The 25809-nt window shown below is 45.7% G+C and carries 25 protein-coding genes; 4 read left to right on the top strand and 21 right to left on the bottom strand.

All coding sequences use genetic code 11. From position 1 onward, the window contains the following. Window positions 1–38 precede the first annotated feature (38 nt). The 14 genes from AC58PV_RS16630 to AC58PV_RS16565 form a co-directional block, all read right to left on the bottom strand. On the bottom strand, window positions 39–476 hold the full coding sequence (locus AC58PV_RS16630; protein ID WP_068665909.1) for a BrxA/BrxB family bacilliredoxin: 438 nt from the start codon (window positions 474–476) through the stop codon (window positions 39–41). A gap of 130 nt (window positions 477–606) precedes the next feature. After that, a complete protein-coding gene (locus tag AC58PV_RS16625; protein ID WP_497433328.1) occupies window positions 607–996 on the bottom strand; it encodes a DUF3905 domain-containing protein in 390 nt (129 codons plus the stop codon). Then, on the bottom strand, window positions 993–1916 hold the full coding sequence (locus AC58PV_RS16620; RefSeq protein WP_497433327.1) for a hypothetical protein: 924 nt from the start codon (window positions 1914–1916) through the stop codon (window positions 993–995). Before AC58PV_RS16620 ends, AC58PV_RS16625 begins: the two co-directional genes overlap by 4 nt. Before the next feature lie 1026 nt (window positions 1917–2942). Further along, window positions 2943–6002, bottom strand: a complete 3060-nt coding sequence (gene lacZ / locus AC58PV_RS16615) for a beta-galactosidase, LacZ type (protein ID WP_497433326.1) — start codon at window positions 6000–6002, stop codon at window positions 2943–2945. A gap of 51 nt (window positions 6003–6053) precedes the next feature. Continuing rightward, window positions 6054–6878 (bottom strand): carbohydrate ABC transporter permease, encoded by an 825-nt coding sequence (locus AC58PV_RS16610; protein ID WP_497433325.1) that lies wholly within the window; start codon window positions 6876–6878, stop codon window positions 6054–6056. Continuing rightward, window positions 6875–7753, bottom strand: a complete 879-nt coding sequence (locus AC58PV_RS16605) for a carbohydrate ABC transporter permease (RefSeq protein WP_497433324.1) — start codon at window positions 7751–7753, stop codon at window positions 6875–6877. Before AC58PV_RS16605 ends, AC58PV_RS16610 begins: the two co-directional genes overlap by 4 nt. A gap of 111 nt (window positions 7754–7864) precedes the next feature. Further along, window positions 7865–9172: an ABC transporter substrate-binding protein gene (locus AC58PV_RS16600; protein WP_497433323.1), complete on the bottom strand. Its 1308-nt coding sequence runs from the start codon at window positions 9170–9172 to the stop codon at window positions 7865–7867. Between the two features lie 180 nt (window positions 9173–9352). Beyond that, window positions 9353–11131, bottom strand: coding sequence for a sensor histidine kinase (locus AC58PV_RS16595; protein ID WP_497433322.1), 1779 nt, complete (start codon window positions 11129–11131; stop codon window positions 9353–9355). 23 nt (window positions 11132–11154) lie between these two features. Next, a complete protein-coding gene (locus AC58PV_RS16590) occupies window positions 11155–12708 on the bottom strand; it encodes a response regulator (protein WP_497433321.1) in 1554 nt (517 codons plus the stop codon). Between the two features lie 178 nt (window positions 12709–12886). Continuing rightward, complete coding sequence (locus AC58PV_RS16585; RefSeq protein ID WP_497433320.1) at window positions 12887–13573, bottom strand: PspA/IM30 family protein; 687 nt, start codon at window positions 13571–13573, stop codon at window positions 12887–12889. A gap of 3 nt (window positions 13574–13576) precedes the next feature. Further along, window positions 13577–14071 (bottom strand): PspC domain-containing protein, encoded by a 495-nt coding sequence (locus AC58PV_RS16580; RefSeq protein ID WP_497433319.1) that lies wholly within the window; start codon window positions 14069–14071, stop codon window positions 13577–13579. Further along, window positions 14040–14735, bottom strand: coding sequence for a PspA/IM30 family protein (locus tag AC58PV_RS16575; protein WP_068665890.1), 696 nt, complete (start codon window positions 14733–14735; stop codon window positions 14040–14042). The genes AC58PV_RS16580 and AC58PV_RS16575 overlap by 32 nt, the downstream gene beginning before the upstream one ends. A 52-nt stretch (window positions 14736–14787) precedes the next feature. Next, window positions 14788–15084 (bottom strand): LiaF transmembrane domain-containing protein, encoded by a 297-nt coding sequence (locus tag AC58PV_RS16570; RefSeq protein WP_497433318.1) that lies wholly within the window; start codon window positions 15082–15084, stop codon window positions 14788–14790. 223 nt (window positions 15085–15307) lie between these two features. Beyond that, window positions 15308–16015 (bottom strand): 3D domain-containing protein, encoded by a 708-nt coding sequence (locus tag AC58PV_RS16565; RefSeq protein WP_497433317.1) that lies wholly within the window; start codon window positions 16013–16015, stop codon window positions 15308–15310. Between the two features lie 157 nt (window positions 16016–16172). Here AC58PV_RS16565 and AC58PV_RS16560 point away from each other — a divergent pair, with 157 nt between their 5' ends. Beyond that, window positions 16173–16505: an ArsR/SmtB family transcription factor gene (locus AC58PV_RS16560; RefSeq protein ID WP_497433316.1), complete on the top strand. Its 333-nt coding sequence runs from the start codon at window positions 16173–16175 to the stop codon at window positions 16503–16505. Window positions 16506–16548: 43 nt separating this feature from the next. Continuing rightward, window positions 16549–17082, top strand: coding sequence for an SRPBCC family protein (locus AC58PV_RS16555; protein ID WP_497433315.1), 534 nt, complete (start codon window positions 16549–16551; stop codon window positions 17080–17082). Window positions 17083–17135: 53 nt separating this feature from the next. Here AC58PV_RS16555 and AC58PV_RS16550 read toward each other — a convergent pair whose 3' ends face one another. Genes AC58PV_RS16550 through AC58PV_RS16540 form a run of 3 tightly spaced genes read right to left on the bottom strand, consistent with a single transcriptional unit; the run spans window position 17136 to window position 19080 of the window. Then, a complete protein-coding gene (locus tag AC58PV_RS16550) occupies window positions 17136–17819 on the bottom strand; it encodes a hypothetical protein (RefSeq protein WP_497433314.1) in 684 nt (227 codons plus the stop codon). Continuing rightward, on the bottom strand, window positions 17816–18712 hold the full coding sequence (locus tag AC58PV_RS16545; protein ID WP_497433313.1) for an ABC transporter ATP-binding protein: 897 nt from the start codon (window positions 18710–18712) through the stop codon (window positions 17816–17818). The genes AC58PV_RS16550 and AC58PV_RS16545 overlap by 4 nt, the downstream gene beginning before the upstream one ends. Beyond that, window positions 18712–19080: a GntR family transcriptional regulator gene (locus AC58PV_RS16540; RefSeq protein ID WP_497433312.1), complete on the bottom strand. Its 369-nt coding sequence runs from the start codon at window positions 19078–19080 to the stop codon at window positions 18712–18714. Before AC58PV_RS16540 ends, AC58PV_RS16545 begins: the two co-directional genes overlap by 1 nt. A gap of 318 nt (window positions 19081–19398) precedes the next feature. Between AC58PV_RS16540 and AC58PV_RS16535 the strand changes: the two genes are divergently transcribed. After that, a complete protein-coding gene (locus AC58PV_RS16535; RefSeq protein WP_497433311.1) occupies window positions 19399–20478 on the top strand; it encodes a metallophosphoesterase family protein in 1080 nt (359 codons plus the stop codon). Window positions 20479–21349: 871 nt separating this feature from the next. Here AC58PV_RS16535 and AC58PV_RS16530 read toward each other — a convergent pair. The 4 genes from AC58PV_RS16530 to AC58PV_RS16515 form a co-directional block, all read right to left on the bottom strand. Then, the gene (locus AC58PV_RS16530; RefSeq protein ID WP_497433310.1) at window positions 21350–22042 is read right to left on the bottom strand and encodes a hypothetical protein; all 693 of its coding nucleotides are present in this window, start codon (window positions 22040–22042) and stop codon (window positions 21350–21352) included. A gap of 89 nt (window positions 22043–22131) precedes the next feature. Further along, complete coding sequence (locus AC58PV_RS16525) at window positions 22132–22362, bottom strand: hypothetical protein (protein WP_497433309.1); 231 nt, start codon at window positions 22360–22362, stop codon at window positions 22132–22134. A 39-nt stretch (window positions 22363–22401) separates the two neighbouring features. Next, window positions 22402–23484 carry a CHAP domain-containing protein gene (locus AC58PV_RS16520; protein WP_497433308.1) on the bottom strand — a complete coding sequence of 361 codons (1083 nt, stop codon included), beginning with the start codon at window positions 23482–23484 and terminating at the stop codon, window positions 22402–22404. A 74-nt stretch (window positions 23485–23558) separates the two neighbouring features. Next, window positions 23559–24455 carry a shikimate kinase gene (locus AC58PV_RS16515; RefSeq protein ID WP_497433307.1) on the bottom strand — a complete coding sequence of 299 codons (897 nt, stop codon included), beginning with the start codon at window positions 24453–24455 and terminating at the stop codon, window positions 23559–23561. Window positions 24456–24799: 344 nt separating this feature from the next. Between AC58PV_RS16515 and AC58PV_RS16510 the strand changes: the two genes are divergently transcribed. Next, complete coding sequence (locus AC58PV_RS16510; RefSeq protein ID WP_497433306.1) at window positions 24800–25786, top strand: hypothetical protein; 987 nt, start codon at window positions 24800–24802, stop codon at window positions 25784–25786. Window positions 25787–25809 lie beyond the last annotated feature (23 nt).

The following is a 25809-nucleotide window of genomic DNA, read 5'->3' as shown; positions in this document are numbered from 1 at the left end:
CCAATCAGCAGGTAGGGCCCTTATCGTCCTTGCATATATTATTTGCAATATTGTTCAAAAGCACCAATCAAATCGCCAGCAATCATGTCTGCGGAACGATCTTCGATTTGGTGGCGTTGAATGAAGTGAGCTAGCTCACCGTTCTTGAACAACGCGATGGATGGGGATGATGGCGGATATGGCGCTAAGAATTCACGCGCTTTTGCCGTAGCATCCTTCTCTTGACCCGCGAACACAGTGTATGTGTAAGTAGGTACAGTTTCGTTCTGAAGGGCTTTCGCAACACCTGGACGACATTGACCAGCTGCACAGCCACAAACGGAGTTCACGACAAGCAGCATCGTGCCATCCTTGGATTTCTCAATTGCTTCTTCTACTTGCTCAGGAGTCAGAAGCTCTGTAATACCCAGACGAGTCAAATCTTCTCTCATCGGTTTAACCATATCTTTCATGTAGGAATCAAAAGACATTGCCATATGTGCCACCCCTTAGGATTTGATAGTTACTCTTAAAACGTAATGACTACAATTTATATTATACATCCGTTAGCGGTGAAAGCAAAGTCCAATGTCCCAGCTGCTTGGCATAGAAATAAAGCGAAAGCTGTTAGGCTTCCGCTTCATCATTCTTTTTGCTAGTCGTTGCTTCAGACGTCACAGTGGCCACATTCTTATCTGCATGGGTAAAAATGCCACCTTGCGGCGCCACGCCCTCTTCAAAAATCTCCCGATTTTGGGCGCTTTGGAAGCCAACATCCTTAAAAGGATGCACCCATTGATCTCCCGCCATGTCCTCAGGGTTCGTGTCCGATGTCCACTGCTCCAAAGGGGAGTTGTCAGATTCATAATCATGATCACCGATGGTTACCCCAAACTCATTCACAAATGGCGCTCGTGGACCTCTTCCCTGCTCAAATTGTGGCAGGAATTCAATCTCGTAGGGATCAAGTTCACTCTGGTCCTTAGAGGTGGTCGACTTTTTCTGATCTTGACTCATGTGGATGGGCGATTGGGGCCATCCAATTTTTTATCATAGCCCTCTTTACTTGCAGGTTTTTTATCGCGCTCTTGATTTTGCTGTTCTTGCTGGATTTGCGTTTTGGAATCGTTCTGACTCATATCCATCAGCTCCCTTCTGCCCGTAGTATGTGACAAAATAGGGAGATTCATTCCAATGATTAGCATGAGTAAGTTCACTATCTGCCCAGGAGTAAGATACACCGCGGTAGGCTCCGCCAAAACAAAAAAGCTCGCAATCATCCCCGCCACACCGCCATAGAACAAGCTGTGTTTCAACAACTTGCCTGTTCCTAGTACTGTTGTCGAACGTGCTATCCAAAGTTGCTGCCACACCAGTAACGGTAGCAATAAAATTGCTAGGTACGCATGATGGGGATGAAACCTCGACACCGTGCCTTCCACGCCAATCCCCCAAGGCAATGTGGTTGGCAGTCCGAAAGAAGGTGTCAAAGCCGCATACAGGAACATCGCTGACGCACCACCAACCGCGAGCAAATCAAGCAAAACTCGCCAAGCCATACCATGCTTACGTACCTGATACGATAGGTAGATATAGGCTAGCACGACACCTACTACGATCTCCATCTTAGAGCCCGCTGTTAGAAGCAGCTTCATCGGACTCTCCCATAAAAGGGATGGCTGAGTCAACAGACTGCCTAAGCGCCAAGTAAAGAACACGATCAAGACCGCATTTAAGATCACATCGTCCAATCCTCTTACAAGTACTCGAGCAGCCTCAGGCTCTTTATGTACATCGCACGCTTCACGCACTCCCACTATCCCATTCCAACGTCGCAACACACGCCGCATCAGCCAAAATCCGAGCACACACGCCAATAACAAAGCAACTAGTTTCCCCTGCAATTGCAGCGGTCCGATGGATACCACTTCAGGCATAAATTGACCTCCAACTCTTGTTACCTATACGAAACATTCATGCACTTAACTTTCGACAAGTGGCTTACTATTTCCTGGGAAATTGTGCAGAAGAGCGTGAACGTTTGTCTTATTTTCTCGAAATTTACTGGTGATCCACCACGATTCTACACGAAAATCAGCGCCTGCGGGTTGCCAAATGTGATAAGCTTTAAGGCCCTTTTTGGGCCTTATCTGCGCTCACGGCGACAAGCCCGCCCAGTTAACGCCCTTTTGGGCCGTTAACTTTCTTGTTCCGCTCCGCGGCGCCTCGGCGCGACGAGTTAAGGCCCTTTTCGGGCCTTATCTGCGCTCACGGCGACAAGCTCGCCGAGTTAACGCCCATTTGGGCCGTTAACTTTCTTGTTCCGCTGCGCGTCGCCCCGGGGCGACGATTTAAGGCCCTTTTCGGGCCTTATCTGCGCTCATGGCGACAAGCTCGCCGAGTTAACGCCCATTTGGGCCGTTAACTTTCTTGTTCCGCTCCGCGGCGCCTCGGCGCGACGAGTTAAGGCCCTTTTCGGGCCTTATCTGCGCTCACGGCGACAAGCCCGCCCAGTTAACGCCCTTTTGGGCCGTTAACTTTCTTGTTCCGCTCCGCGGCGCCTCGGTGCGACGATTTAAGGCCCTTTTCGGGCCTTATCTGCGCTCACGGCGACAAGCCTGCCTTGTTAACGCCCTTTTGGGCCGTTAACTACCCCGCTCTTGCTCAGCGGTGCCTCGGCGCGACGCTTTAAGGCCCCTTTCGGGCCTTATCTGCGCTCACGGCGCCAGGATCGCCCTGTTAACGCCCTTTTGGGTCGTTAACTCCCCGCTCTTGCTCCGCGGCGCCTCGGCGCGACGCTTTAAGGCCCCTTTCGGGCCTTATCTGCGCTCACAGCGCGAAGCTCGCCCTGTTAACGCCCCTTTGGGCCGTTAACTTTCTCTCTCTCTCTTGCTCTTGCCCCCGCCCCCGCTCTCGCTCTACGACAAAAAGGCCGCCATTTGGCAGCCTTTTTATTAATCACGCTATGCTTCTGAAGGTACGCGCTGACTAGACAAGAAGAACTCAAACTGAAGCTCTTGATCCGCCGGGATTTGATACTCGGCATGGACAGGTGCGCCCCAGCTATCATCCCCGCCAACACCCATTTGTTTGCCCGCAACGGTAACAACCGTGTAATGCACATCTGGCAACTCATAGGCATGATCCGCATGTTCTAGCTCAAATGCCGTGTACGGCGACAAGTTGCACTCTACAGGTGCTAGTGGATCTGATTGAATCGACAATCCGACGCCTGACACGTCTGTCACATTCACGCGGCGGACACCCGTACGGTTGCCGGATTCCTGTGGAACCAAGTAAGGCGTAGGCAATTGCTCTACTGGACGGCTAAATACGCCTAAACGAGCGCCGAAATTACGGTCGATATAGTTTTCTTCTGGCCCCATCGCATACCACTCGGATTGGCTATAATCCGCTGACATCTTGAACGATACAGCGAGTATCGGCAAATTCGGCAGACCCGCGGCACCCTTGTACTGCGTATTCACGCGAATCGTGCCATTCGCTAATACCGTGTACGCAATGCGAACGGAAACATCCGTGTGAATGCTGAACTTGTAATCGAAAATGACTGTTGCAGAACCTTGGTCTTGGCGTATCTCCCAATTGACGCATTTGCGTGCCAAACTGGCAGCATACCAAGCTCCGGCCGTAAAGCTCATTGCCGTGCCTTTATCATTATCCGTCGTTGCCCGCCAGAATAAAGGCGCAGGCGGCGTGGCGATCATTTCGCGACCCTCGTATTTGAGCGAAACGAGCGATCCTACTTGCTTCGAGAAAATGGCGATGAAGCCTTTCCCTGTCACGCTCATATTGACATCGCCCTCAACGACGGTGACTTCGCCAGACGGCTGTTCATGCAGATGACTTGCTCCAACCACGAACGTCGTTTCCCCAAACGAAGTCTCAAATCCAGCATCCCCCCATAACGTAGCTTCTCTTAGAACCAAGGAGGCCTGAATGCAGTACTCACCTGACGTTCCTTCGACATCTGGCAATTCAATGGGCAGACTGAATTCACTCTGTGCTTCAACTTCGATATTCGCTTGCCCCGCGGCAATCTCTTTTCCCTCAAGCAACAGACGGTACACCAGTACCACATCGTCTGTATTCGCAAATAAATTCTCGTTCACGATATGAATATGAGTACGCGTTGGTTCCAACTTGATATTTTGATACAGGAATTTAACTTCCTGCATTTTAGGTGTAATTTGACGATCAGCAAACACTAGGCCATTGCCGCAAAAGCTATAATCGGTTGGACGATCTTTGAAATCCCCGCCATACGCCAAAAACTCACGGCCATTTCGGTCCTTCTGCACGATCGCCTGATCGATGTAATCCCAAATAAAGCCACCTTGATACATCGGATATTTGTTCTCAAGCTCGGTATATTTATGAAGGCCGCCGACGGAGTTCCCCATCGCATGCATGTATTCGCAGCTTAGATATGGCTTATCAGGCTGACTATTCAGATACGCCTCAATATCCGCTGGCTTCGCATACATGCGGCTTTCCATGTCGCTCGTCGCACCATAATTAATGCGATCGTAGAAAACTCCCTCATAGTGTACAAGTCGCGTAGGATCCGTTTCACGGAAATAGTTAGACACATTAAGAATCACTTGCCCCGCATAGGACTCATTTCCACACGACCAAATGAGAATCGACGGATGATTCTTATCCCGCTCCACCATCGAAATCGCGCGATCCATGACGATGTCTTGCCACTGCATATCGTTACCTGGAATATTCCAGGACGGCTCGATAGCGCCCATCTTTTGCCATGAACCATGCGTCTCTAAATTCATTTCATCAATCACATAGACCCCGTACTCGTCACATAGCTCATACCAGAGGGTCTGATTGGGATAGTGAGACGTTCGCACCGAATTAATGTTACTACGCTTCAACGTTTGAATATCCCACAGCATATCCTGCTTCGTAATCGCTCGTCCGCTGCGCGAGTTAAATTCATGTCGATTGACACCCTTGAAAACTATACGTTTCCCATTGATGCACATCAGCTTATCCTTCATTTCAAAACGACGGAAACCTACCTTCTGGACAATGGCTTCCACTACATGTCCGCTCTCATCGTAGATCGAAATACACGCGGCGTATAAATATGGACTTTCCGCACTCCAAGGCTGAACCGTACCTGCCGAAAGGTTGAACGCTACGTTGCCTCCACGAAACTCCCCTTCTTCAGAGAGAATCACACGTCCTTCCGTATCCTTTAATTCAAGCTTAGCGCGAGCAGATGCCGCATGCTCATTGCGAAGCTTGAGCTCAATCTCAAGCAAACCTTGCTCATAAGCATCGTCCAAATCGGCCTTAACACGCATATCCCAGACATGCACGCTTGGCACCGTGTACAAATACACCTCGCGGAAAATACCCGACATCCGCCAGAAATCCTGATCTTCCAGCCAGCTTCCTGTGCTGCGCTGATAGACCTCAACAGCCAGTTTATTCTCACCTTCACGAATATGCGGCGTTAAGTCAAACTCAGCAGGTGTAAAACTATCTTCGCTATATCCGATAAATTCGCCGTTCAACCATACATAGAAGGCCGATTCCACGCCTTGAAACGAAATATAGACAGGCTTGCCAACCATCGTATCTGGCAAATCAAAGTTTTTCACATAGGAGCCAACTGGATTATGCTCTTTCGAAATATGAGGAGGACGAAGCGCCTCGACACCATCCCACGGATACATCGTGTTGACATATTGCGGCTGCCCCCAACCTTGCAGCTGGATATGACCAGGCACTTGGATATGCTCCCAACTGTTGCAGTTATAATCTAATTGATAAAATGATTGCACACGACTTGCGGGGTTAACCGCATAGCTGAATTGCCAGCGCCCGTTCAAGCTGTGCCGCATGTCCATAGGTGCACCTGCCTCTGCAGATGCCATTGTATGATAATAACGATGATCCGAATGGGCTTCCAACCGGTTTACTTTGAATACCCGTACATCTTGCAGCCAATCAAGGCTTGGTTCTGAATGTTTCATGTCGCTATGCCTCCCGAAAAATAAGACCCACGAAGGGTCTTTAATTAATTACTATTTGACAGAACCTACCATACCGGCAACAAATTGTTTCTGCATTAAGAAAAATACGAGCGCTGTCGGCAGTGTGGAGATCACAATAGCCGTCATGATCACCCCAAAATCCGGTGAATAACTAGATCCCAAGTTGGAAATTAGCAATGGAATGGTTCGTTTCTCTGGTGTTTGCAAGACGATAAGCGGCCACAAGTAGTTGTTCCAGCTTGACATAAAGGTAATGATAGCGGCAGCTGAATAGGTTGTTTTCATCGTTGGCATGTACACACGGAAGAACAATCCTAACTCTGTCAATCCATCAATACGCCCAGCTTCCAGCAGCTCCTTCGCAAACATTTTGGTGCTTTGACGGAAGAAGAAAATGAGAAACGCTGTTGTAAACGTCGGCAAGACGACCGCGTTCATCGTGTTGATCCCGATTAGTGGCACTGCACTTGAGAGACTGGAAAACATTTGGTAAAGGGGAACCATCAACGCCGCGAACGGAATCATCATAGAGACAAGTAGTAAATTGAATACGATATCTTTGGCTTTGCTCTGATAAATTTCGAAGGCATAGCCCGCCAGCGAAGCGACCAGTAAGGCCAAGATGGTTGTCGTTAACGAGATCTTCAGGGAATTCCACAGTGCAGGAATGAGATTAATTGATTCTGTTAATTTATGAAAATTATCCATGAAATGCGATCCTGGCAGCATCCGACCCTGCGTAACATCGACAGACAGATTCGTGGAACTGATGACCATCCACAGGAACGGAAATATGGATATAATCGCCACAGCTGTAAGGAAGACATAGATGACTGTACGTCTTAGAGCTATCATTTTTTATCACCCGCCAATTTGATTTGAAGGACAGATAACACAATGATCATGACAACAACCGAGTAGGAAACTGTTGCTGCATAGCCAAAATCAGGTGTGTATTTAAACGAAAGATTGTAAATGTATTGTGATATCGAGAGAGTAGCATTACCTGGGCCACCCTTCGTAATATTCATGATCTCATCGAACAATTGCAGCGTACCAATCGTCGAAGTAATGGACGTGAAGAGAACAATGGGTTTAAGCATTGGGAAAGTAATATGGAAAAACTGTTTGACCGGAGATGCTCCGTCAATACGTGCTGCTTCATAAATAGAGCTATCAATATTCTGTAAAGCGGAAAGGAAGAAAATCATATTATATCCTGTCCAGCGCCATGTAATGGCAAGGATAATCGTAATTTTCGCCCAGAAAGGATCGGAAATCCAAGCGATAGGCTGTGAAATCAAGTGAATCTTAATTAACGCCATATTGATCAAACCATCATTGCCAAATAAGTATTTGAACACAACCGAGTAGGCAACAAGTGAAGTTACGCAAGGCAAGAAAATAGCTGTACGGAAAAACCCTTTGAAGCGGAGCTTGCTATCATTTAACAATACAGAAATCATCATCGACAGAATGATCATGACCGGCACCTGGATAATTAAATAGATAAACGTATTCTTAACAGCCGTAATGAACGTCTTATCGCTAAAGAGTCGCTTATAGTTGCTGATCCCGTTGAAATGTAAATTAGCGCCCGCACCTGTTTTAAAGGAAAGCAGCAAAGCCTGAATCATGGGATAGAAGTAAAACAAACATATCATCAATACGGCAATAGCGATAAACAGCCATCCCGTAAGCTTTGCTCGGCTACGCATTGAGTAATTCATTAGATTCAAATCCTTCCTATCATTTACGATGAAAAATCGAAACGCTGTCCCCTGTTTTGCATATTTCGCAATTCAGAGGTCAGCGCTCCAGTGGTTAATGGGAAGAGAAACTTACTTAAGTTGGGATTCTGCTTGGGATTGAGCATCGCTGAATACTTTCGCGATGTCTTTACCCTTCAGGTAGTTTTGCATCTCAACTTTGAGAATATCTTCAATCGCATAGGTATGCAGACCATAGTTGACTTTAGGAATTTGAGCCGTCCATGTTGCGAAATCAGAAATTACTTTTTGGCCACCGAAGAAATCGTCGGCTTTCGCATAAGCTTCGCCTTGCGCAGCAGGTTTATAAGTACCAACAACCCCTACGTCAGTAACTAGTTTTTGATACAAATTCACATCAGAACCGAGTGTTTTGCCAAGGAAGTCAGCTGCTGTCTCTTTGCCAGTGGAGTTCAATACGTACCAGGAGCTTCCCCCAAGGTTAGATGCATTAACGGAAGTAGCTGTATTCTTCAACTTAGGAAAAGGAACTACCGCCCATTTACCAGATTGATCAGCTTGTGACTTAATTGAAGGTGTAATCCAGTTACCCGTCGGTACAGAAGCAACAGCGCCGCTGTTGAAACCAGCTAGGAAGGAGTTCCAATCCGAGTTGATTTTAACAATGTTCGCGTTCATGATTTCTTTGTACGTCTCGAAAGCTTCTTTCAACACTGCGTTATCTTTCAGATCCGGAGTTGTACCGTCACTTTTCAGGTACCAAGCGCCACCAGATTGAATCATCATACGGATTAGACCCAGATCATTAGGATCTTGTGTCAGCAAGTCTTTACCTGTTTTGGCTTTAACCGCTTTACCGACTTCAATGAATTTCTGCCAGTCAATATTTTTCAGATCATCAACTTTATAGCCAGCTTGTTCCAAATAATCTCTGCGTACGTATAGACCCGTTACACCGGAGTCAAATGGTACACCGTATTGTTTACCGTTTAAGCTTGTTGGACCTAACTTGTATTCAGCGAAATCCGAAGCTTTAATGGATGCGGACATATCTGCAAATGCATCTGGATATGTTTTCAAGAAGCTCTGTGCACGGTAATCTTCAATCAATACAACGTTAGGCAGGCCTGACTTTGAACCAGAGTTCAAACCAGTGTTCATCTTTTGAATAATGTCATCTTGCGCATATTCAACAACATTGATTTTCACATCAGGATGATCTTTCGCATAAGCGTCTTTCGCTAAGTTCATAGCTGCGATATTAAAGTTCTTATCCCATGCCCAAACCGTAATTTCTTTACTAGTGCTAGCAGCACCGCCGCTAGGCGTAGTCGTCGATGATGTATCTGACGAATTACTTGAACATGCCGTCAAAAGCATAAAACTTGCAAGTAAAACCGTAGAAATTTGCTTCTTCATATGATCCCCCTGATGATTTGAATTTGTAAGTGCTTACTTATAGATAATATCATTTGGGTAAATCGTCTTGTTAGAACGATATTTACTGAAATTAGCGTTTTTATTGTCTCTGAAATCCCTTCCCCTCTTGGTCATTTGTATTATTTTTATATTTTGTATTTATTTTAGTTTTTTATACTTCTATGTATACTGTTCTGTACGCCATGGAAGGGTAATCGATACTTTGGTGCCTTGTCCCAACGTACTTGTTATGGCAACTCCGTATTCCTCTCCGTACAAAAGAACTAGGCGATCGTGCACATTACGAATGCCAATTCCTGTGAACAATTGCCTTGCACTTGTGGGATTGGGCATCTCATCTTCCTGACTAGAAAGTTCCATGCCATCCCCGTTATCAACGACTTCACAGAGCAGCGTATCCCTCTCCCTCGTGATAATAACATAGATATATCCCGTGCCTTTCTTATTAAAAGCATGAAAAAATGCATTCTCAATAAAAGGTTGCAGCATCAAATTAGGCACTTGCGCAGGCATGCAGTCCGGTGAAATAAAGTAATCGACCTTAATCCCTTGGCCATAACGAATCTGATTAATGAAGACGTAATGCTTCAAATTCACCAATTCCTGTACAACAGGAATCGTTTCTTTGACATTGCTGATCGTATTCTGCAGGAGTGAAATAAGCGCATGAATCGTTTGAGTGGCAGTTTCTTGGCTCCCTCGCTGAACAAGGATATTAACAGAAGCCAGGGTATTATATAGAAAATGCGGATTAATCTGCTGCTGCAGCGCGGCCAATTCTGCCTTGCGCTGTTCTTTCTGCGTATCCACAAGCCGGCTAATATAATCATTTAATTCATCGAGCATAAAATTGAAAGATCGACTAAGTTCCCTTGTCTCATAAGTACCTGTTACCGCCATATAATTGTGGAAATTCTCTTTCGTCACCGTGGACATTTTCTTAACAAGCCTCCGTAACGAAAGTGTCAATCTCCGCGTGATTACATACACAATGAGCACAGCAATAGCCACGATTCCCGCAACAATGAAGAAAATCGCTTTCCGATTAAGCATTTGACCCAGTGTCAATTTTTTATCGATAACATTCATGATGTAAAAGTCATACAACGGCAAATCTTCCGCCAACACGATGACGTCCTTATCGAACATCTTCATTTCATCCTGGGCTAAGCCCTGTTGCTGAATCTTTTGAACACTGCCTAAGAGCTCTTTCGATGTCGTACCGATCAGCTCGGTTCGGTTGCTTGAAACGATTAGCCCCTGACGATCCAAGATCATCACATCATTCCCATCACTTGTAAAACTGGTATAGATGGATCTTACATCGCTTTCTTTCTGGATAATATAAAGCTGGCCGTACCCCTCTTTACTGACAGGATCGATCAGCGCTTTAGTGGCAACCAAACCTTGATCTCCACTATTCGCCGCCGCTTCACCCAAGTAGCTGTACAACAACCGTCCTTGCTGCTCCCGCGACGCTTGGGTAATCGGATTTCGCTCTAAATCTGCCAAAGAACCGGACCAATAGGTACGGTCACTTATATAGCTTTTGCCATTCATACCCGAAATGATCATCCCCATGTTCTTAGCGCCAATCCCTGACTGGATTCTCCTCATCTGTTCACTCATGTCGAAAGTTACTTTGGAGTTGGTTACCGAATCGGTATCTCCTTCCGTCAGAAATCGTTTAATTGCACCACTTTGCGCGGCGTTAATGGCAATATTAACATTCGAGTAATGAATGGATTCCAGACCGCTTTTAATTTGCTCTATAATTTTGGAATTCGTGATACTAAAGGTATGTACGAATAGCTTCTCTGACATTTGTACGGTAACCCACGAGGTAGCCACCGTGACCGTGATCATGCTGAGCACCATGACAAGGAATAACTTACTGAATAAACTTTGATCGGCGATTTTTCTTAACCATGCCCCCATACGTCCTATGTTTCCCTTCATCTTCATTTTTTGCGATAGTGGCTAGGTGAAGTCCCCATCAACTTGCGAAACACCTTCGTGAAGTAACTATGATCGGAGTAGCCAACAAGCGCACTGATTTCTGAAATCGACATCAGTTGTGAGGTATCTCTTAGCAATTCACACGCACGCTCAATCCGAATACGATTCAAATACTCATTAAAGCCTTCTTTATTATGAATGGTAAAATAATTAGATAGATACGACGGGTTGAAATGAAACTGTTTGGCTACTTCTGTCAGCGTCAGCGGTTCTGTAAAATGTTCATCCAAATACATTAAAATCTTTTGGATACCTGGAGCGCTCGTTTTGTTTCCTGTCACACAGTCTGTCGCCTCATTGAGAAATTTAGCTAGAAGAGCACGCACTACCCCAATATGTTTGGCTTCATGAATGGCACGGAAATACTCATACTTCGCTTCATCCAGCGTCCTAGCCTCATAGTGAAAGTGCAGTAAAGAGACAATAATATTGAATAGGCTGTGGCCTAGAAAAGATTTAAACTCGAACATATCCGTATCCAACCTGCCAGGCATGGACGCTACATAACGGCTAAGACGCTCAAAAGCTGCTTGAAAATCTTGATGATTCAGTTCGGCCGCAAATGCTTCTGAATCAAATGTATCACTATTCTCTTCCTGCTCCATCAGTTCATCAGCGAAGAGCAGTTGTTGATCCGATAGAAAGAAACGGTGATCCAACACTTTGAGAATATCCTGCGTATACACGTCATGAAGCTCTTCGACTCTCTTGAAACTTTGACTAAGCGCCACATAGAAAGAGGAGCCCCCTCTCACGCCAGCATCCACCACTTGTTCACATACATGAATGGCATCCATTCTGCCAGCATCCTCCGTATTCAGCAAAAACCGGATATGGCTGTCTTGATGGGACAGACGACGAATGATAAATGGCTGCCCTGTATCCTGAACCAAGCCTTTCAGCAAGGTTTCGATCCATTCCTCGTTTCGCTTCATCAACGAAGAGGATGAGCCCTCTTGTATATCTGCAACGAATAAAATAAAGCAAGGATATGGGAATTGCGTGCCCATCTCCGCACCATCTATCTCCATGGCATAGCCAGAAATCAGCTTGTCCAACACGTAATCGACAGACTGCCCCTTATCATTCGTTAATTCCATGTGTCGAAAGGCTGGCATCCCCTGTACAGTCTTCTTCAATACAGCTAACAGCGAATTCGCATCTAATTTAGGCTTTAATAAATAATCAGCTACACCGTTCTGAAACGTAGAGCGCACATACTCAAATTCACCATAGGAACTGAGCACCACGATTTCGATCTCCGGATATAGGCCTTTCACAACTCTGACCAATTCCTCTCCACTCATAACAGGCATCACAATATCTGTCAGGATCAAATTGGGTTCGAGTCGCTTGACCATGTCAAGCGCATCCTGGCCGTTAGAAGCTTCGCCGACGATTTGGAATCCTTCGCTTTCCCAATCGAGTAGATGTCTGATTCCTTGACGTACCAGCATCTCATCATCAACTATTAATACCTTGCAATACGTCTCCATGACTGACTCCTTTGTGGACTATACATAGCTTCCCACTTCTGGATTGAACGATGTATCGGTCTCTGTCGGATTTTATTGTTAATTGTACACGTTAACTTGAATGAATCAACAATCAGCTAGTAAACGCCAAAAAAGCCCCTCACCAGGAGGGGCTTTCCGCACTTCACTACCCAAGCTGCTATTCAGCAGTTGGACCGTTCAATTTCTCTTTGAGCAGGTTCAATTGCTCATCTACTTTCGCTTGCTTCGCTGTGTCGATCGGCGAGTAGCTGCTCAGTGTACCTGCAGGTACGTAGGGCTTGCGAGCAATCTCAGCTTCAACTTCAAGCTGGATGATCTTCTCTTCCATGCGTTGGAAACCGCGGGATGCGTTGCCGCTTTCGATCACACCGTTGTAAGATACTTGTGCCATTTGTTTCTTAGCTTTCGCTAATTGCGCACGGGATACAAGTTCGTTACGTTTGTTGCGCATTTTGTAGAACTCATCTTTCATTTCGTGCAATTGCTGTGTCAACTCGTCTGCATGTGCTTTCGCAGAAGCATGTAGATCTGTGTACTCAACAATTTTATCTTCGTGGTACAATTTCTCTTCAACAGCCTGGCGAGCAATCGCTTCTTGACCGTTCTTGATCGCTGCGGATGCTTTCGCTTCGCGGTCAGCTACTAAGCGAACGGATTCCTCAAGGCGCTGCTTCAGCTTGCGCTCACTTGCGATTTGGCGAGCAACCGTTACTTCAGCTTGGGCAATTTCTTGCTCCATATCGCGAAGATATTGGTTCAACATTACGATTGGATCCTCGATTTTATCTAATACCTCGTGAATTGAAGCTTTCGTCATATCTTTCATTCTTGTGAATACACCCATGGTTTACACGTCTCCTTTTTTACTATCCAATGTTTGTTTTTCAAAACGAGCGACTTTGGCTCTTAGTTCATCAACTTCTCTTTGTAATGCCTTCTTCTCAATGTCCTTCATCATCTCATCGATGTTGTTCGTTGGTTGGCTAGCTTCATAAGAAGCATACTTGCTAGTCGGCTGTGGAGCTTGGCGGTGGTTATGATGGTTATGGTGATGATGGTGGTTATGGTGGTTATGGGATTTATGATTCCATGCTCCCCCTGTATAGTTGTGACGATCATACGAACTTGCATAGGGGTCAAATGGGGGCTGATCAAACCCGGGTTCTTTCGGAATAACAATCGCCGCTACAAAGTAGACGAAAATGACGGTGCCTCCGGTGAAAAACGTGGTGATCACGACTAGTAAACGTAACAGTGTGACATCTACATTCATGGCTTCTGCAAGTCCCCCGCATAGGCCCGTTAATTTCTTATCTCTTCGTGAGCGGTATAGTTTGTTCATGATCCTGTGTTCCCTCCTGTTTCAGTCTATTGCGAAGTGCTTCCATTTCCGCATCTACAGCCGGGTTGCCCCCACTGTAGAAGCTTTCGCGACCCATCTTCCTAACATCGCGAAGCGTTCTGGCGTGCAGCTCCATATCGGATACGCGCTCTTCCAATCGGCCGAACATCCGCGGTGCCCCATCTTGTGCGACATTGCTGCGAGCATGCATTCGCTGCTGCAAGCGAGCGGACTCCATACGAGCCAAGTAGTAGCTTCGTTTGTCTGCGACTTCTTTGTAATCTGCTTTCAGTTGTTGCAGCTCCTCATCCAGTTCCAGGATGGACTGCTTCGCCTGCTCATACAACTCATGGTATTGCGCACTCTTCTCTTCGGCCTGCAATTTCTCTTGCAGCACGATGCGTGCCATATGTTCTTCGCCAGCCTTCAGAGCCAGCAGCGCTTGATGCTCGCGCTTTTCCTTCGTTTCTAGTGCGGTTAAATATTGCTGCCGAAGTGATGCTGCGTGACTCACGCATTGCTGATACAGCCTTTCCGACTGCACAAGCTGCTCACGTTGGTTCGCTAAGTACTGGTCAATCAAGCGTACTGGATCTTCTGACTTCTCCAAATGCTCATTTAAAGTTGCCACGGTTATATCTCTCATCCGCCTAAATAGGCTCATCTTCACTCCACCTTTTTCACACTCTGTATTCATCTCTTGTACTGCTTTTACATTAAGCTGTTCTTCCCTTTAACATGGAAAATCCATATCCGATTAATCCGATTGCTAGAAGGATAATGATCCAACCTGCCAGCTTACTTACTAGAATGATGATACCGATACCGGCAATTACCCATCCTATTTTCTTATCGTTCTTAATCCCTACGTAACCCAGTCCAACCATGATGAGGGGGATCACATATCCCATCACCGATCCAATAAAGTCTCCTAAGTGAAAGCCTAGCTTATTGAATAAAATCAGTGCGCCGAATGCGATTAGCAGAGCGGCTAAACCTGTATTTCTTTTCATCGTTTCGTCACCGCCTTTCATTGTTTGTCGTCGTCTTCTTCATGTCTTTATTCTAGGTAAAATCGCGTCTTTCCAAAACGGACCGTGGACGGTATTTGCTCCTAGACCTTAGTCGGGGTGGGTCTACGACCTGTGATAGACGGGCATCCCCTTATCTGAACGCTGTTACCACGCAATAAAGGAGCTGCCCATGGGCAACTCCTTTCATCCAGCGCATTCAACCTTACACGGTTTCCCTATCTAACACGTACACCTTCACGTTCTTTTTCACGCCAAACTCCTGTGCTTGGCCCAAATCATTCATGAAGACATCTATGCGAGAGCCGCGAATCGCTGAGCCGATATCTTCCGCTTTTCGGATACCAATGCCTTCGATGAATACTGTTGATCCTAAGGGAATAACGGCTGGATCTACAGCAATCGTACGTCCCTCCTTAGCTTTGATTCCGCTATATGTAATCCCGTATGTGGGGTGAGAAGCTTTTTTGCCTGTCGATTCGAAGCCCGCGGTGTACGCGGTTAGCGTTGTGTTAATGACTTTTTTGATAATTTTGGGCTGGTTCTCGGATGAGGTAGATGCGACAGCGACAAGCGGAATGGTTAGACTTTGTCCAATCGTCAGTTGATTCGGATTCGATATCGAATTGGCAGAAATAAGGTCATCGACAGCGATTTCAAAGCTTTTGGCTATTTGGAACAGGGTATCTCCTCGGCTCACTTTGTACGTTGTCGTTGCTTGCTCGACTGCTGCGGCGGCTGGAGCTTCAGCTGTTGAAGTATCCGAGCTTTCAGTTGAAGAGGCCACATAGACAGGTGACATAGACATATCATCAAAGCTTGACGGATACGAATACGCCTTGGATTGCATGAACCACAAACCAAGTAACACGATGAGGGATAAGGTCGATATACATAGTTTACGAAAGGTCATAGTTATAGCTCCTCCTAGAAAAAAATTAATAGAGTTATAGCTACTAGACTCGGCTAAAAGTAAGGTTTCTATACATTTCCTATGGAAATTAATGATAGATACATAGAAACATGAATATTCCTTGACAGGAATATTCCATTTAAGTTATATTCAATGCATGAATACGATATTCAGTGCTCTTGCCGAACCACATCGCTTGCACATGGTTGAGCTTCTGCGAGACGGTCCCCTGACGGTAGGGGAGATTGCAGGGCGGCTCGGCCTAAGTCAACCGCAAGTATCCAAACATCTGCGTGTACTTAGTGAAGCAGGACTTGTAGATGTACAGCCCATAGCGAATCGAAGGCTCTATAAACTGCGGCCGCAGTCCCTTCAAGACATGGAGAACTGGCTAGGTTCCTTCCGTCGCCTATGGGAAACACAGTTTGATCGCATGGAAGCCTATTTACAGGCAATGCAAGCCAAAGAATCGAAGCCGACTGACGAATAGTCGGTCCTGAATCACACACATTTGAAACGATGGAGGCGTGGTAATGATGAAACAAAATGCTTTTGAAATGACAGGGAATGGTACTGAGGTTCAACTGGAGATTACGCGTATCGTGAAAGCACCGCTTGAGCTTGTGTACAGCGTATGGACACAGCCGGAGCATCTAGCAGCATGGTGGGGGCCGACAGGTATGGAGTTGACGGTGAAAGCATTGGACGTTCGTCCAGGAGGCATATTCCATTATGGGATGAAGAGCCCTGAAGGCTTCGAAATGTTCGGAAGATTCTCCTACCGCGAAGTAGAAGCTCCTACGAAATTGGTGTATGTCACTTCGTTTGCAGATAGCGATGGGAATATCATTCGTGCACCGTTCAGCTCTGTTTTCCCACTAGAAATCATTACTGAATTAACGATGACCGAAGAAGACGGCCATACCATTATTACCATGAAGGGCGGCCCGATCAACGCGACAGAAGAAGAAATTGGGTTCTACGCTTCGATGAAAGGTTCCATGGAGCAAGGCTTCGGCGGAACATTCAAACAATTGGATGATTACCTAGCGAAGTTGACAGCTTAATCGATAAACAAAGAGCCTGCAGAAGTGATTCTTCTGAGGCTCTTTTTGTACTTTTATACGGCAGCTTTGCGAATCAATCCATAGGAGATGATCATGTAGACGCCTACCATCGGGATCATCCACCAGAATAAGTCCATATAGTTATTGGCTATCCAATGAGCAAGTTCAACCCATAGCCCGAAATGTGTCATCGTGTAAGACAAGATCGTCCCTAGCAACAGCCCCGCTGTAAAAAAGATGTACATGGACATGGCGCCAAATCGGCGATGCAAGCTCGAAATGGTAAATCCAATGAAGTACAAATTGATCAACAGGATGATATTAATCCCTAGTATGCCGATGAACGGTAGATCGCCTAGAAACTTGATTTCAAAAAGATGTAAATTCACATTCCACCCATTCGTAGCATGTTCAATGGCCGCGAGTATCGTCATGGCACTCCCTGAAATTACATTGACGATCAGAACAGTCAAGGCTGTACCGAGGAAATAATCTTTTCTCCGAATACTAAGACCAATGGCGAATGGGAACGTTTCTTTGAGCGTAAGCGTGCCTGTGATCAACGTATAGACAAAGATAGACGCAAGCGCACCCGTATTTACAACTTCACCGTCATTCAATGAGCTGGCGATGACAGCATTAATTAGAAAGTTAGCGGCCAGAATGGCCCATGGAACCAAGAACCACGTGAACTTGTTCCTCAGATGCATCTTTACAACTTGGTTGACTCGATTCATAAGGATTCAGACCCCTTTCCCGTCACTTGCGTGCGTGTCAGATGAACGATAAGCTGCTGGATGGAAACCGGCGTAAATTCGAGTCCTAATTCTTCGGCGTATTTACGATCTTCCGCGGAAAGAGCACCGATGATCGTTGCTGTTGCAGCAGAACCAATTGCCGTGCGTTCGAGCACTTCTTTCCCACGTGTAAAGGCGTCTATCGCTGATTTCAAGCCAGAAACCATACAAGCTCTGCCGCGAAGCGCATCGGCATCTTCATTAAGAATCAATTTCCCGTTGTCGATCACGAGCACATGCTCTAACATACGACTCACTTCATCAATCAGATGCGTAGAAAGGATAACTGTACGCGGATACTCTGCGTAGTCTTCCAGCAAGCGATCGTAGAAAAGTACTCTCGCAACTGCATCCAAGCCGAGATATGGCTCATCGAAAATCGTCAATGGCGCACGGCTTGCGAGTCCCACCACAATCCCAACAGAGGACAGCATGCCTCGGGACAGCTTTTTGATTTTCCTTTTGATTGGAAGTCGGAAATCTTCAATTAGTGAGTTTGCATAGGCTTCGTCCCAGTTCGGATATAACGATTTGGCCACTGCCATTACATCTATAATGCGAAACGTGTCCGGATATTTCTGGCTCTCTTTAATGAAACAAATTTGATTCAGTACCTTGCTATTCTCAAATGGCTCCTCGCCGAACACTTTAAGCTCCCCGCTAGTCGCAAACTGCTGGGCGGAGATCATATGCATGATAGTCGTCTTGCCTGCGCCATTCCTGCCGAGTAGGCCGTAAATTTTGTTAGGCTCTATCTTAAAACTTACTTGGTCCACAGCCGTCACTTTACCATAGGACTTCGTCAGTCCTTTTACCTCAACAACGTTCGTCATTATGATTTCTCCCCTCTCCGTAACATCTCAGTTAATTGCGCTACCGTTATGCCCAGCTTCTCGGCTTCTCTCACCATCGTCACCACATATTGCTCATAAAAGAGTTCTTTCCGCTTCTCCATCAGCTTAGCCCTCGCTCCCTCCGCTACAAACATCCCAATGCCACGCTTCTTGTATAAAATCCCTTGGTCTACCAGCAGGTTAACACCCTTCGCTGCCGTTGCCGGATTGATCTGATAAAAGGCTGCAAATTGATTCGTAGAAGGAACCTGCGATTCTTCCGGCATGCGTGATTCGATAATGTCATCTTCAATCTTCTCTGCGATTTGCACAAAAATCGGGCGGCTATCATCCATCATAAATCCCACAATCCTCACCACCACTTTCGTTACTACATCGGTTAGTTACTCATGTAATTAACCATACAACCAAGTAACGTTAAAGTCAAGCGAATTACAAAAATTGGGTAGTTAAATAATTTCTTTTTTGCGGGGGAATACCAGTAGGGCGTGAGGTTGAAGCCGGTAGAGGTCAAGATAATGGGCACACAATGGTTAGAGTGCGAAAGTTATGGTTAAAGAAAAGACATAAAGGAAGATAATCACGACAATTTACATAAGAAAGGTTGGTATTCTATGTTCCTATCTATTATACGAAGTGGTCTCGTTGTTATATTGGGGTTGGCGTTGATTAACCCTGTTGGGGAAGAAACACAATCTTCTAGGGCTGTGCAGGGGGAGATACAAATTGCGGCTGCGCAAGGAGAGTTGGAAGCCGTTACTGCGCAGGAAGAGGCACAACCTGCCCCTGGGCAGGTTGAGATGCAAAACGTTGCTGTGCAAGGAGAGCTGAAAGCTGTTGCGAAAAACGAGATTAAAACCGCTGCACCGTTGTTTTCCTTCTCGGTCATGAGCGACGTTCATGTTATATCGACGGATTCGTCTTCCCAGTTGCTACTGCGGCAAGCGCTCGCGGATCACCATGAGCTGCGCCCGGATAGCAAGCTGCTTGTCCTGAACGGAGATCTCACGAATGGCAGTGAGAGCGATTACCGCAGCTTGCTGGGGCTGCTCAGCCGCCAGCCTCATGCCCCTGTGCAGGCCACCATGGGCAACCATGAGTACTACGGCGTGTACCACGCGCCGAATGGCAAGATGGATTACACGAAGATGAACACTTCGTGGACAAGCGGTGATGCGGTTGCGTTGTTCAACCGCATGATGGGCTATGACAAGCCGTATCACGAGCTTGTCGTGGAGGGCTACCGCTTCCTATTCCTTAGCGGGGAAGCGTATAGAGATGTGGACGCATCCATCAACGAGGATGCGTACCTCTCTCCCGAACAGCTCGGCTGGCTGAGCGAGCGACTCACAGCGGCGAGCTCGGCGGATGCCGGCAAGCCCGTGTTCGTGTTCCTCCACCAGCCGCTGCCGCAGACGCTGGATGGGACCGATCAGGAGCTGGGCGTCGTCCAGCACAAGGAACTGCGTGCGCTGCTTGACGCGCACCCGAACGTCATTTTGTTCAGTGGGCACACCCACTGGAACGTTGAAACGACCAGCCAAGTGAAGCAGCTGAAGTTCCTTGCCGCTTCCAGCGCCTCCGTCCGCGAGGTATGGAGCGCTAAGAATGAGCCCGAGACGCAGGCGCTCAGCCAAAGCCTGATCGTCGACGTCTACCCCGAACGCGTCGTCCTTCTGCGCCGCGAGCATACCGAGAAGCGATGGATCGAACCATCCATCGCGAAGGGGTATGACGTGAAGTAGCGCTGAGTTTATACTCCCATCAGGACAGCTTAATCGGGGGTACTGGACTGCTTTAGTCAGACTTTACCCACTTAATTCCGAGCGTTGACGGTGTTTAGCAGCTTTAGTCCGACTTTGCCCACTTAAAACGTCCTTATCCAGATCTCGCTGCCTTAATTGGTTAATTAGTTCGGAAAAATCGGACTAAACTAACTTTTGGGACTGACTAGGCTACTTTAAGTGGGTTTTTCCTGACTAATTCTTCACACTGGCATTGCAAAAGGGATGTCCCACTGCCGCATCACATTTAGATGTAAAAACTACAGCTAATGCTCTCGAATTTGAGGTATTTTCGTGATTAGATGGAAAAAGTACAGGTAAATTCTATGAAATTTGAAAAATCGAGACAATGGAAGAGATTTAACTACAAGAAATACAGTTAATAACCCGAATTAGATAAATCCGTCTCAAATAGATGGAGAAAATCCAATTAAATCATATGGGTCAATAACGAAGAAGAGGCGGTTTCAATAAGTCTACATAGACTTTGAAACCGCCTCTTGTTTTCTATCTATACTTCGTACTCATACAACTTACTCTTGCTAATATTCTCACTACTCTTGTTACCGTCCTTCCATCTGAGCTACTCATACTCTTATCTTCCTCTTGCTCCAACTTCCTCCTTTACCTTACGACTCATCCCCCTTCCACTCCCCCCACTCACGGATTCAACCCAATCAATGTTTGTACGGGGAGCTTCACAGTCGAATAAGTAGAAAAATCACCTTGTCCGACAGCTTCGAATCGGTACGTGGTATCTCCAGAAAGGCCCGTATTTCCATAGGTTCCATTGCATCCCACTCCAGGCAAGCGTCAAGTCGGGGAGTCCCGGTTATAATTCGCTTGGCTTCACCTGATTTGTACTTTGTAGAATCATTGACGCTTTCTTGGGATCATATCTGAAATGATAGATGTTAATGAGATCCTGTCCCGCCCCATAACCGCCAGTCACGATCAATTCTCCGCCAGCAACCTTGAATGGATGTCGAGGAAGTTGGTTTATAGAAGCCCAATTCACTTCAGGTTTCATCTCAAAAGTTATCGGAAAAGCCCTCCCCTTACTTACACCAATAAGGTAAGTTTCAAGTCCATGACAATCCGTATAACGAGGAACATAAGCAAATATATTCGTATCTTCAAGAGCAAATGGCTGCATGATAACCGGTGAGTCATTGGGTTGTACAATCTCTAAGTCAATGGGAAATGTAAGAATTGAGGTTTCCTTCCCCGCGGATTTGGGTTCCCATACCACCTCATAATCTCCTGACCAACGGAGATCAGTCTCCACTCCGAAACAGCTAGGTGCCCCCAAGGGGGCAACACTCGCTTTGCTCACAGGTTTGACGAGCAGTCGCCCGTCCGCATGCGTTCCTATTGCTCGGATTGTGTTATCTTCTTTCGCTACGTGTACATCTGTAGTCGACGGAGTTGTGATGGGCAGTGAGATATGCGGCGATGCAGATTCACCATTTTGAAGGTGAGCCTCCCTATCCACACATCCCGAAATCATAAGGGCGAGCAACATGACTCCCAGTGGAATTACTTTTTTGGATATTCATTCCAATTTTCTCCTTTGGCTAAACTGCTCCACTTTTATACTTTACCCTATCGGATTTAACGTAAAAGACTGACGACGACGATTATCGTACCAAATATCATTACTATGGAGATGAAAAAATAACCGAATGCTTTTAGAGGACGCGGCATTGTATGGAGATCCATTTTTTTAATTGGTCCTCCACCTTCAACATTTTGAATAGAACGAAGATCCTCATCAACAAAATTATCGTTGTTATACATTTTTATTTGCTCAGGCTGGGTCTCGTGGATGTTAGTTTCACTCATTTCATATCCCCTCTCAACCTCATGTATATGGGATAAAGCTTACAATGGATTATAATCACCACTGAAGCGATATTGATAGTTATTGTCGATTCGGATATAACCTAGAATACAATGCCTTCTATCCCTATAAAAAATGCTAGAGTAATTATCGTTATCCCTGTTGCCTTCCGCAACCAAAATTTGACTTTCGTTGATGGCAAGAACAATCCCAATATGATCATGTGCTTGGTCAGATAGAAGCTTATCGTAGATGACGATATCACCGCGTTGAGGCGTAAAACCAGCCTGCTCGTCCTGATGGAAGAACCCCGTTTCGGGTAATTGAGACCACTCTAGCCACGCACCTACACCAGCTAACCTATGGATCCCATTCGGATACCGAATAGGCAACAGAAATCCAGCCAACCTACACGTATGGTACACAAACGATGCACACCAACTATTCATCAGAACCTTATATATATTCGCATCCGGCCAATATTTACAAATATCCTGATAATACTTATCCCCTGGTACCCCGATTATTTCTTTCCCTGCAAGCATTTCTGCAATATCGGCCAACTTTCGACGTTTGTCTTCGTTTGATCTTGGTCTCGTTTCCTCATCTTGAAGGACCATCATCTCCTCTAGTGACTCACCAAGAAAACCAAGTTCATTAAGCAGCTTTTCCAAGCGTTTTACATCCATTCGAGATAATTTGCAGACGATACTTTGAAAATACAACTGAAGTGTAATCGCATCCTTAATCATTTCTTCATAGGGATCATTGCTTCGACTGTTATCTTGCTGGTAAAAGATAGCCCGGAGCACCGTAAGCTGCTCTTCTTTGGTGAACATCCCTGTATCTCGTAATATTACTCTCACCGTTTCGGCACTATTAGGACCAGGAAAATCAGCGATTCCAGTTTTGAAAAAATAATAATCATGAAGCAGTCCAGTGATCGCTGCTATTTCTTGATTATGCCCTCGCTTCATGGCGAGCATTGAAGAAAATGTAGAAACGCCATACATGTAGACTGTTGCTTCATGTCTTCCAACCCTACTTCCAATGGAAAATAACATTTCGTTAACAAGTATTTTAATACTGTCAAGCCGCGTATTTTTCTTCCATTCTAGGATCACTCGGTGGCCTCCTTGACAAACATTGCCGTATTTTATTTTCAGCGACGGGGATTTGCTATACTCTTAATTGTTTTCTACACACCTTTCCAGGACACCAAATCTATCATCTCGCTAACACATTGTTCAATCTCCTTATTAGAGCAATTAATAGTAATATCACTAAATTTAGTGTATAAAGGGACTCTCTCCTCGTAAACATCTTTAAGCGTATTTCCCTTCTTTATCACAATGCCTCTGGTTGTTACATTTTTTAGCCTTCTCTGAATTTCTTCATAGGGAACATGCAAGTAAATGATCTGACCATGTTGTTGAAGGATATTCATAGCCTTATCTGAATAGATAACACTTCCACCTGTAGATATAACGCAATTCTTCAGTTGCAACTTGGAAACGGTTCTTTCTTCGATATCCAAAAACCTTTCGATACCCTCATGATCAATAATCTCTTGTAACAATCTACCTTCCTGTTGTTGTATAACAATATCTGTATCCACGAAGTCCATTCCTAACGCTTTTGCAAGCACAACACCTAAGGTGCTCTTACCGGCTCCAGACATACCTATAAGAACTATGTTCTTATTCTTCCTCACTAACTCGTTAGGTTCACGAGAAATGATGCCAACTTGGTATTCATCTTCATAAATCAGTATGCCAGGAAGTTCCTTGGACATGGATCTCATGATTTCGACGTTGTATTTCTTAGCAATATCAATGAATGACTGCAAGTGGAATCTCATCTCTGGCGTCTTATTATCATCCTTAAACCAGGTTATTGCATGTACAGAGTTGTTATCATCGTAGAAAGGTGGATTGGGCAAATTCTGTTCGAACCATTCCTTCGTATCTAGGTACAACTTGATGTCACTTTCCGAAAGCTTCCCGTCACGGTATAAGTGATAAATAACAACAAAAATGCCATAAGGTTGTTTCGTCTTAGGACTAGCATAATTTCCATGATATCTGATGTACATAAATCTCTCCCCCTAATTTACGTCATCTCTATGTGCTGAATTAAAAAACGCGCTAGACCCCAAGGCCTGCGCGTTATAGATCGCAGGGATGAGAAGCGCGAATAGCGTTAACCCATCCCTGAACTATAAGAATGTGTTAACGCCTTTCATGATGATGAAGCTGTCCTAGAATCAAAGTATACATATGATTACCCCACTCTACTAAGATTATGGTAATATTACCCATTATTTTATAATGCGTCAAGAGCTAAATGATTCTGAAGAAAATTGATGCCTTCCGCAACCATTCAGCTCTCTAACGAGTCTATATTTACAACATTAGGAAATTGAGGTGATAACCGTAAATGCCATTCAAAAAACGAATCCGGAATGTCATTACTCTCGTCCCTGTTTTGTTAATCACTTTCACTTTTATGAGCACTTTACATGCACACGCTGCGCCACCGCCGCGCAAAGAATTTATTCCGCCTATTATCCCACCAGTCATCACCTTACTCGAGCACACACCGCTCTACGCCACAACAGACGAATCTCGCAAACCATTCGCAGCACTCACTCCTCAAGATGTGACTACGGTTGAAGCGGAGCCAGATTGGTACACCAAACAGCGCGGGGAAAAGGTATGGATTAAAATTAAGACTACGTGGGCAGGTGATCTCTGGATGCACCTGAATTATGACAGAATTGGCATCGTCAAGCCGCTTGATACGAACATCGCACTGCTGTGGGACTCCTATCTGTATACGCAACCTTCTCTATCGACGAGGACGGATGCTGTACTCGCCCCGCAAACGGTTCATGCGAATGCCGTATTTGAATCACCTGCATCGTATTTAACCAACTCTTATCGCATTGAGACTTCGTGGCTAGGAGATATGTGGGTTGTCTCTCAACCTCAAATGTTACTAGATATGGAGATTGTGAATCAGGAAATGGATCTGCCGACCGAAACCTTGTATATGGAGAACTATGATACATCAAATCGTCTGCAAAGTCCTTCAGAGGTCAAAATGATTCCTCCACAGAAAGTATTTGCCTTGGAAAAAACACAGAATGGCGTCTACCATGTTCGGTCCCAGGATGGCAATACTTTTTGGATTCAGCCTGAGTTTGCGGAGCCTGTAGGGGCTGAAGCATTCAATGAACGACTCACGCTATCGAAGGACGTCAGGCTCTATCTGTTTCCGACGATGCCTTTTCCAACCTTCGGAGTGCTATCGGCTCAAACCGTTAATGCCTTCGAACGATGGACGGATCCGCAAGGTGAACGGTGGTATCATATTCATACTTGGGCCGGGGATATGTGGGTTCAGCCGGATAAGAACGCCTAGCTGCATCTTTTTCTGCTTACCCT

This window comes from Paenibacillus sp. J22FR83, assembly GCF_059691955.1.
The sequence above is the reverse complement of the archived record's forward strand: the minus strand, read 5'-3'. Positions and strand labels throughout refer to the sequence as shown.

Excerpts from the sequence above, each read along its gene's own strand:
- AC58PV_RS16585 (WP_497433320.1), bottom strand. The coding sequence starts at position 13,573 with ATGGGTGTATTCACAAGAATGAAAGATATGACGAAAGCTTCAATTCAC.
- AC58PV_RS16630 (WP_068665909.1), bottom strand. The coding sequence starts at position 476 with ATGGCAATGTCTTTTGATTCCTACATGAAAGATATGGTTAAACCGATG.
- AC58PV_RS16560 (WP_497433316.1), top strand. The coding sequence starts at position 16,173 with ATGAATACGATATTCAGTGCTCTTGCCGAACCACATCGCTTGCACATG.
- AC58PV_RS16525 (WP_497433309.1), bottom strand. The coding sequence starts at position 22,362 with ATGAGTGAAACTAACATCCACGAGACCCAGCCTGAGCAAATAAAAATG.
- AC58PV_RS16510 (WP_497433306.1), top strand. The coding sequence starts at position 24,800 with ATGCCATTCAAAAAACGAATCCGGAATGTCATTACTCTCGTCCCTGTT.
- lacZ (WP_497433326.1), bottom strand. The coding sequence starts at position 6,002 with ATGAAACATTCAGAACCAAGCCTTGATTGGCTGCAAGATGTACGGGTA.
- AC58PV_RS16605 (WP_497433324.1), bottom strand. The coding sequence starts at position 7,753 with ATGAATTACTCAATGCGTAGCCGAGCAAAGCTTACGGGATGGCTGTTT.
- AC58PV_RS16625 (WP_497433328.1), bottom strand. The coding sequence starts at position 996 with ATGAGTCAAGATCAGAAAAAGTCGACCACCTCTAAGGACCAGAGTGAA.
- AC58PV_RS16570 (WP_497433318.1), bottom strand. The coding sequence starts at position 15,084 with ATGAAAAGAAATACAGGTTTAGCCGCTCTGCTAATCGCATTCGGCGCA.
- AC58PV_RS16595 (WP_497433322.1), bottom strand. The coding sequence starts at position 11,131 with ATGGGGGCATGGTTAAGAAAAATCGCCGATCAAAGTTTATTCAGTAAG.
- AC58PV_RS16575 (WP_068665890.1), bottom strand. The coding sequence starts at position 14,735 with ATGAGCCTATTTAGGCGGATGAGAGATATAACCGTGGCAACTTTAAAT.
- AC58PV_RS16515 (WP_497433307.1), bottom strand. The coding sequence starts at position 24,455 with ATGTACATCAGATATCATGGAAATTATGCTAGTCCTAAGACGAAACAA.
- AC58PV_RS16550 (WP_497433314.1), bottom strand. The coding sequence starts at position 17,819 with ATGAATCGAGTCAACCAAGTTGTAAAGATGCATCTGAGGAACAAGTTC.
- AC58PV_RS16565 (WP_497433317.1), bottom strand. The coding sequence starts at position 16,015 with ATGACCTTTCGTAAACTATGTATATCGACCTTATCCCTCATCGTGTTA.
- AC58PV_RS16610 (WP_497433325.1), bottom strand. The coding sequence starts at position 6,878 with ATGATAGCTCTAAGACGTACAGTCATCTATGTCTTCCTTACAGCTGTG.
- AC58PV_RS16620 (WP_497433327.1), bottom strand. The coding sequence starts at position 1,916 with ATGCCTGAAGTGGTATCCATCGGACCGCTGCAATTGCAGGGGAAACTA.
- AC58PV_RS16530 (WP_497433310.1), bottom strand. The coding sequence starts at position 22,042 with ATGTTGCTCGCCCTTATGATTTCGGGATGTGTGGATAGGGAGGCTCAC.
- AC58PV_RS16600 (WP_497433323.1), bottom strand. The coding sequence starts at position 9,172 with ATGAAGAAGCAAATTTCTACGGTTTTACTTGCAAGTTTTATGCTTTTG.
- AC58PV_RS16545 (WP_497433313.1), bottom strand. The coding sequence starts at position 18,712 with ATGACGAACGTTGTTGAGGTAAAAGGACTGACGAAGTCCTATGGTAAA.
- AC58PV_RS16555 (WP_497433315.1), top strand. The coding sequence starts at position 16,549 with ATGATGAAACAAAATGCTTTTGAAATGACAGGGAATGGTACTGAGGTT.
- AC58PV_RS16590 (WP_497433321.1), bottom strand. The coding sequence starts at position 12,708 with ATGGAGACGTATTGCAAGGTATTAATAGTTGATGATGAGATGCTGGTA.
- AC58PV_RS16580 (WP_497433319.1), bottom strand. The coding sequence starts at position 14,071 with ATGAACAAACTATACCGCTCACGAAGAGATAAGAAATTAACGGGCCTA.